The sequence below is a fragment of the Kitasatospora sp. NPDC056531 genome (genome assembly GCF_042794375.1).
GTDB lineage: Bacteria > Actinomycetota > Actinomycetes > Streptomycetales > Streptomycetaceae > Kitasatospora.
This window is the reverse complement of record NZ_JBHTTU010000003.1, coordinates 35007-41410: the sequence shown is the minus strand read 5'-3', so window position 1 is coordinate 41410 and position 6404 is coordinate 35007. Positions and strand designations below refer to the sequence as shown.

Genomic DNA, 6404 nt, shown 5'->3' with positions numbered 1-6404 from the left:
GGGTTGGGTCGGGGGTGGGGTGGAAAAGGGTGAACGGCCCGGGGGGAGGGTCTTTCAGCAGGCGGGTTGGGGGGTAGGGGCCCGTGGGTGGGCGGGGCCGGGAGGGGGGACCCACACACCACAGGACCCGGCTCCTCGGTACGCGCCGGGCGGGCAGAACCTGCCACGGTGCAGGGCTGCGGTGCTTCACGCATGGTAGTCCGCATGGTGGGATCACGCGCCGCCCGGTGTCAGCCGAGCAACGCCAAGGCGAACAGCGTGCCGGTGGCCGCCGTCTCCGCCGTCGCGCCGAGTACGTCGCCGGTGATTCCGCCGAACCGCCGGACACAGCGTCCGAGCAGCAGCCGGGCGCAGCCGACGCCGAGCACAACGGCCAGCGGAAGTCGAAGAGCTGACCATCCGTCGAACAGCCCGGTCGCGGCGACGGCCAGTGCGCCGAGGGCCGTCCCGGCGGCGGCCCCGGCGGGCGTCACGGTGCTCGCCACCACCGCCCCGAGCCCGCCCGGACGGGCGGCCGGCACCGACCGAAGACAGCCCCAGCCGAGCGCGCACCGGGCGGCCACCGCCGAGGCGAGCACCGCGAGCGCGCCGCGCGGCACCGAGTGCCCGAACTGTCCGGCCAGCGCGGCGACCTGGGCCAGCAGTACGAGAAGGAGGGTCAGTACGCCGAACGGGCCGATGTCGGACTGCTTCATGATCCGCAGCGCGTCCTCGGCCGGCTTGCCGCTGCCCAGCCCGTCGGCGACGTCCGCCAGACCGTCCAGGTGCAGCCCCCGGGTCAGCGCGGCGAGCGCCCCCACCGCCGTCACCGCCCCGAGCAGCCCGCCCGCCCGCCAGGCCACCAGCGCCCCCGCCCCCGCCGCGACGGCGCCCAGCACCACCCCCACCACCGGGGCCGCCGTCATCGCCCGCGCCCCCGCCGCGCGGTCCCACCGTTCCACCCGCACCCGCAGCACCGACAGCGTCCCGAACGCGAACCGCAGCCCCTCGCCCCACGTCGCCCGCTCGCCGCCGCCGGCCATCGCTCCACTCCTCACCGCACCGCACCGCACGAACAAAACCCCCGGGCCCCGCACCGACCGAAGCCCCGCGCCCCGAGCAAACAGAATCCCCGCGCCCCGAAAGGGGCGCGGGGAACTGCGCGAAGCGAAGGGCCGGGCCCGCCACCTGAGTGCCAACGCTCAGTCGCAGGCGCCCCGCCCCTGCTACAGCCTCCGCAGCAGATCCGCCGCCGATGGCAGCTTCGGCTGTTCCTTGGGAGCCGCCGCTGCGTTCGGCTTCGGCGCCTCGTCCGCGAGCGCGTCGCCCGCCGCCTGGAGCAGCGGCAGCGCCAGCAGCGCGCCGACACCCTCGCCCATGGTGATCCTCTGGTCCTGAAGCGGCGTCAGGGTCAGCCGGTCGTACGCCTTCGCCTGGGCCGGCTCGCCGCTGGACTGCCCGGCCCGCCACCACTCCGGCGCCCGGAAGGCGATCCGCTGCGCGACCAGCGCGCAGGCGGCCGAGACCACACCGTCCAGCACCACCGGCAGCCGGCGGACCGCGGCCTGCAGCAGGAAGCCGGTGATCGCCGCGAAGTCGGCCCCGCCGGTCGCGCCGAGCAGGGCGATCTGGTCGCCGAGCACCGGCCGGGCCCGCCGCAGCGAGTCCCGGATGGTGGCGCACTTGACCATCCAGACCCGGTCGTCGATGCCCGAGCCGCGCCCGCAGACCGCGGCGGCGTCCGTCCCGCACAGCGCGCCGACCAGCACGGCGGCCACCGTGGTGGCGCCGACCCCGAGGTCGCCGAGCAGCACCAGGTCGGTGCCGGAGTCGGCCTCCTCGTCGGCCACGGCAATGCCGGCCCGGAACGCGCGTACGGTCTCCTCCGGGGTGAGCGCGTCCTCGACGTCGATCCGGCCGGAGCCGCGCCGGATCCGGTGGGTGACCACCTCGTCCGGGAGGTTCGCGGCGTCGGTGTCCACGCCGACGTCGACCACCCGCACCTCGGCGCCGTAGCGCGCAGCAAGTCGGGCCACCGGCGCGGTGCCGTCGAGCACCGCCCGCACCCGGGCCGCGGTGCCGCCCTGGGCGGGCAGCCGGGAGACCCCGAGCGCGGCCACACCGTGGTCGGCGGCGAACAGCAGCACCTTGGGCGCCGACACCGGCCGCACCGGGGAGCGCCCCTGTACGGACGACAGCCAGCTGCCCAGCTCCTCCAGCTTGCCGAGCCCGCCGCGCGGCCGGCCGGCCTCCTGCCAGCGCTCCTCGGCGGCCCGCCGGGCGCTGTCGTCGGGGCGCTCGACGAGCGAGGAGAACGTATCGAGATCCACGGTCGTGTCCATCGTTCGGAAGGCTACACGCCGCAGGTGTTCAGGCTGCGGTTGGCTTGATTGTTACAACCTGCCCGGCCACCACCAGCAGCACACGCTCCGAGGCGTCCGCCACGGCCATGTTGAGCCGGCCCAGGGTGTCGCGGAAGCGCCGGCCCGCGGCGGTCGCCGGGACGACACCCATGCCGACCTCGTTGCTCACCGCGACGACCGTCCGCGGGGTGGCCGCCCAGGCCGCGGCCAGCGCCTGGCAGCGGCGCTGCACCGCGGCCTCGCCGCCGTCCGCCCAGGCCCGGTCGTCCCAGGCGTCGCACTCGTCCATCACCGAGGTGAGCCACAGCGCCAGGCAGTCGATCAGCACCGGCGCCGGGTCGGCGGCGTCGGTGAGCACGGCCTCCAGGTCGCAGGTCTCGGCGGTGCGCCAGCTCGCCGGCCGCCGCTCCCGGTGCAGCTCGATCCGCTGGGCCCACTCGGCGTCGCCGTCCCGGGTGCCGCCGGTGGCCACGTACAGGACGTCCGGCCGGTCGGCGAGCAGCTGCTCGGCGCGGGTGGACTTGCCGGAGCGCGCGCCGCCGAGCAGCAGCGTGCGGGGGAGTGGGGAGTGGGGCGACATGACGCCCATCCTGCCCGACCAGGCATACGGAAGATCGGGCCGGGCAGGCTATGGTGCGCACCACATAGGCAGCGGGAAGCGCGGGAGGAGCCGGGCATGGTCTGGACGTGGCGGTACGAGAAGGCGGACGGCAGCGCGGTGACGCCCAGCGTCGGCCAGGAGGAGTTCGCCGGCCAGGGGGACGCCGAGACCTGGATCGGGGAGAGCTGGAAGCAGCTCGTCGAGGACGGCGTGGACACCGCGGTCCTGCTGGACGACGGTCAGCAGATCTACGCGATGAGCCTGCACGAGGCCTGAGCCCCCGCCCCGGAGGCGGGCGGGCGATCAGCCGGATCAGCTGCTACTTCGCCCCGATCACGTGCAGCAGTGCCGCGACCCGCCGGTACGGGTCGGTGCGGGCGGCCCGGTCCTCGGCTTCCAGCAGCTGGGCCAGCTGGCGCCCGTCCACCGGCGGGGTCGCGTCGTCGGGCGCGTTGTCGGTGAAGACCCGTACGCCGTACCAGTGCTTGAGCGGCACCGACACCTCGGAGAGGGTGACGGTCAGGTCGGCGAGCCGATCGGCCCGGGCGGCCAGCCCGAGCCGGTTGTAGTACCGGTCGCTCTCGAAGGCGTGCAGGGCGGCCCGCCAGTCCCCGGCGGCGGCGGGCCGCAGCGCCAGCGCGTCGCGGTTGCGGACCAGCAGCGAGAGCAGACCGCCGGGCGCCAGCAGCCGGGCCAGCGAGGCGATCATCGGGTCCGGGTCGGGCAGGTACATCAGGACGCCGTGGCAGAGCACCACGTCGAAGCTGCGCGGGCCGAACCAGCGCCCGCACTGGTGGCCGTCACCGCTGAGCAGCTGCAGCCGGCCGCGCACCTCGGGCGGCTCCCCGGCCAGCGCCCCCTGGGCGACGCCGAGCGCGACCGGGTCGGAGTCGATCCCGGTGACGTAGTGGCCGGCCCGCGCGAGCCGCAGGGCCTGGGTGCCCTGGCCGCAGCCGATGTCGAGGACGCGCTGCGCGGTGCGGCCGGTCAGCTGCTCGGCGAGCTGGCGGGAGACGAGCTCCTGACGGACGAAGTTGCGCAGTCCGCCGTGCCGGTCCAGCCACGCGCCGGCACCGCCGGCGAAGGAGCCGCTGCGCGAGGGCAGCCGACGCTCCTGGCCGAACCGGTCGTGGCCGCCGTCCCCCTGTCCGGGAAGCGCGTACAGGCCGGGCCCCTCCCAGGAAGGCGGGGCCCAGCCGGAGTCCACCGGTTCGGCGGTCAGGGCTTCTCCCCGCGCCGCACCTGCGGCTTGGGCAGGCGCAGCCGGCGCATCTGCAGGGTGCGCATGATGCCGTAGGCGATCGCGCCGCGGGTGTTCTGCCCGGCGAAGCGCTCGCCCAGCTGCTTGCGCAGGCCGAAGCCGAGGCGCACGAAGTCCAGGACCACCAGGATGAAGAACAGCAGGAACAGCAGCGTCGACAGGAGCTGCAGGGCCTGCACCTTGATGATGCTGAGCACCAGGATGACGACGGCGGCGGGCAGGAAGAACTCGGCCAGCGACCAGCGGGAGTCGATGTAGTCACGGGCGAACTTGCGCACCGGGCCCTTGTCGCGGGCCGGCAGGTGGCGCTCGTCGCCGTCCATCAGGGCCTGGCGCTGCTTCTCGCGCTCGACCCGCATCCGGTCGCGTGCCTGGCGGGAGGCCTCCTTGCGGTCCTTGGGCACCGTCACCCGGGTACGCCGGTTGGCCTCGGCCTCACTGCGCTTGGGGGTGGGGCGGCCCTTCTTGGCCTGCGGGTGGCGGGCCTGGGTCGTCTCGTCCTGCTTCTCCAGCACGGTGGCGGAGGCGGCGGCATCATCTGAACGGCGTCGGAACACACCACCAGCGTACGGGGTGCGCCGCCGTGACCACGGGTCCCCTCGGACCCAAACGCATATCGATCCTCCGGGTCCGGCCCGACCCGGGTTTCCCGGGCCCTTCCCGTAGGGGATCAATCGGATGGACTATGGGGAGGATGAGAGTCGGATCCACCCGGGGGATGAGGAACTGCCACCGGTCGCTGTAGCAGTCTTGTTGCAGGCAGGTGCACTGCGGCGACGGGCTCGCTGCACATACACTCGTCGTGTCTGGTAACGAGATATACACCGCAGGCCGGAGAAGGGGGCACCCGAGGCCCATGAGCGACGGAATCATGAAGCGTATGGGGCTGATCTTCCGCTCCAAGGCGAACAAGGCCTTGGACCGGGCGGAGGATCCGCGTGAGACGCTCGACTACTCCTACCAGAAGCAGCTCGAACTGCTGCAGAAGGTACGGCGTGGTGTCGCGGACGTCGCGACCTCGCGCAAGCGCCTGGAACTCCAGCTGACCCAGCTCCAGCAGCAGTCCGCGAAGTACGAGGACCAGGGCCGCAAGGCGCTGTCGCTCGGCCGCGAGGACCTCGCGCGCGAGGCGCTGACCCGCAAGGCCAACATGCAGTCCCAGATCAACGACCTGGAGACGCAGTACCAGGCGCTGCAGGCCGAGGAGGAGAAGCTCACGCTCGCCTCCCAGCGGCTGCAGGCCAAGGTGGACGCCTTCCGCACCAAGAAGGAGACCATCAAGGCCACCTACACCGCGGCCCAGGCGCAGACCCGCATCGCCGAGTCCTTCTCCGGCATCTCGGAGGAGATGGGCGACGTCGGCCTGGCCATCCAGCGTGCCGAGGACAAGACCGCGCAGATGCAGGCCCGGGCCGGTGCGATCGACGAGCTGCTGGCCTCCGGCGCGCTCGACGACGCGAGCGGTCTCGGCCGCAAGGACGACATCGAGGCCGAGTTGGAGCGGGTGGCCGGCGGCTCCGACGTCGAGCTGGAGCTCGCCCGGATGAAGGCCGAGCTGTCCGGCGGTTCCTCCTCCGGTCCGGCGGCGATCGAGCAGGGGCAGCCGCAGCAGCAGCCCCAGCAGCACCCGCAGGACACCCCGCGCATCAACTACAACAAGTGATCTGAGCTCGACCCCACGAACCAGGGAGACGCACGGCATGATCATGAGGGTCATGGGTGAGGGGCAGTTCGAGGTGGGCGAGGACCACCTGAACCTGCTCAACCAGCTCGACGACGAGCTGCTCACCGCAGTGGAGTCGGGCGACGAGGAGAACTTCCGCCAGGCCTACGGCAAGCTGCTGGACGCGGTGATGCAGTACGGCACCCGGCTGCCCGACGACGCTCTGGAGCCGTCCGACCTGATCCTGCCGAACTCCGAGGCGACGATCAGCGAGGTCCGCGCGCTGCTGCTGTCCGAGGGCGAGGGCGTGATCCCGGGGTTCCCCGAGTACGAGTAGCTCCTCCGGCTGTTGCCAGACGAAAGGGCGGGCCCCCTCCGATGGGAGGGGGCCCGCCCTTCGCTGCTATTCGCCCGCTCGCCTCCGGGGCGGGGACTCGCCCGCTCGCCTCCGGGCGAGAGGGCGGGCCGCGGGGCCGGACTCCGGCAGGGCCAGCATCCCGTCCCGCGCCCCCTTTGCGTACCTCTCCGTCTCCCGGT

At 73.5% G+C, this 6404-nt stretch carries 7 protein-coding genes and 1 pseudogene; 3 read left to right on the top strand and 5 right to left on the bottom strand.

Annotation, left to right across the window (positions count from 1 at the left end; genetic code table 11):
- Window positions 1-230: 230 nt before the first annotated feature.
- From ACFQ87_RS04995 to cobU, 3 genes and pseudogenes are all read right to left on the bottom strand, one after another.
- Window positions 231-1022 (bottom strand): adenosylcobinamide-GDP ribazoletransferase, encoded by a 792-nt coding sequence (locus ACFQ87_RS04995; RefSeq protein ID WP_380609165.1) that lies wholly within the window; start codon window positions 1020-1022, stop codon window positions 231-233.
- A 183-nt stretch (window positions 1023-1205) separates the two neighbouring features.
- On the bottom strand, window positions 1206-2321 hold the full coding sequence (locus ACFQ87_RS04990; protein ID WP_380609164.1) for a nicotinate-nucleotide--dimethylbenzimidazole phosphoribosyltransferase: 1116 nt from the start codon (window positions 2319-2321) through the stop codon (window positions 1206-1208).
- Between the two features lie 28 nt (window positions 2322-2349).
- A pseudogene (cobU, locus tag ACFQ87_RS04985) lies at window positions 2350-2898 on the bottom strand (bifunctional adenosylcobinamide kinase/adenosylcobinamide-phosphate guanylyltransferase); the annotation flags it as partial.
- A gap of 120 nt (window positions 2899-3018) precedes the next feature.
- On the opposite strand from cobU, the gene ACFQ87_RS04980 reads away from it, so the two are divergent.
- Complete coding sequence (locus tag ACFQ87_RS04980) at window positions 3019-3219, top strand: hypothetical protein (protein WP_380609163.1); 201 nt, start codon at window positions 3019-3021, stop codon at window positions 3217-3219.
- Between the two features lie 43 nt (window positions 3220-3262).
- Here the strand turns inward: ACFQ87_RS04980 and ACFQ87_RS04975 are convergent, their stop codons facing one another.
- On the bottom strand, window positions 3263-4003 hold the full coding sequence (locus ACFQ87_RS04975) for a class I SAM-dependent methyltransferase (RefSeq protein WP_380609397.1): 741 nt from the start codon (window positions 4001-4003) through the stop codon (window positions 3263-3265).
- 158 nt (window positions 4004-4161) lie between these two features.
- Window positions 4162-4761, bottom strand: a complete 600-nt coding sequence (locus ACFQ87_RS04970; RefSeq protein ID WP_380609162.1) for a DUF3043 domain-containing protein — start codon at window positions 4759-4761, stop codon at window positions 4162-4164.
- A gap of 314 nt (window positions 4762-5075) precedes the next feature.
- Here ACFQ87_RS04970 and ACFQ87_RS04965 point away from each other — a divergent pair, with 314 nt between their 5' ends.
- Both ACFQ87_RS04965 and ACFQ87_RS04960 read left to right on the top strand, forming a co-directional pair.
- Window positions 5076-5867 carry a PspA/IM30 family protein gene (locus tag ACFQ87_RS04965; RefSeq protein ID WP_380609161.1) on the top strand — a complete coding sequence of 264 codons (792 nt, stop codon included), beginning with the start codon at window positions 5076-5078 and terminating at the stop codon, window positions 5865-5867.
- Window positions 5868-5904: 37 nt separating this feature from the next.
- A complete protein-coding gene (locus tag ACFQ87_RS04960; RefSeq protein ID WP_380609160.1) occupies window positions 5905-6204 on the top strand; it encodes a hypothetical protein in 300 nt (99 codons plus the stop codon).
- Window positions 6205-6404 lie beyond the last annotated feature (200 nt).

What these genes read in the sequence shown, in the direction of transcription:
- ACFQ87_RS04995 (WP_380609165.1), bottom strand. Translation starts at nt 1,022, where the DNA reads ATGGCCGGCGGCGGCGAGCGGGCGACGTGGGGCGAGGGGCTGCGGTTC.
- ACFQ87_RS04990 (WP_380609164.1), bottom strand. Translation starts at nt 2,321, where the DNA reads ATGGACACGACCGTGGATCTCGATACGTTCTCCTCGCTCGTCGAGCGC.
- ACFQ87_RS04980 (WP_380609163.1), top strand. Translation starts at nt 3,019, where the DNA reads ATGGTCTGGACGTGGCGGTACGAGAAGGCGGACGGCAGCGCGGTGACG.
- ACFQ87_RS04965 (WP_380609161.1), top strand. Translation starts at nt 5,076, where the DNA reads ATGAAGCGTATGGGGCTGATCTTCCGCTCCAAGGCGAACAAGGCCTTG.
- ACFQ87_RS04960 (WP_380609160.1), top strand. Translation starts at nt 5,905, where the DNA reads ATGATCATGAGGGTCATGGGTGAGGGGCAGTTCGAGGTGGGCGAGGAC.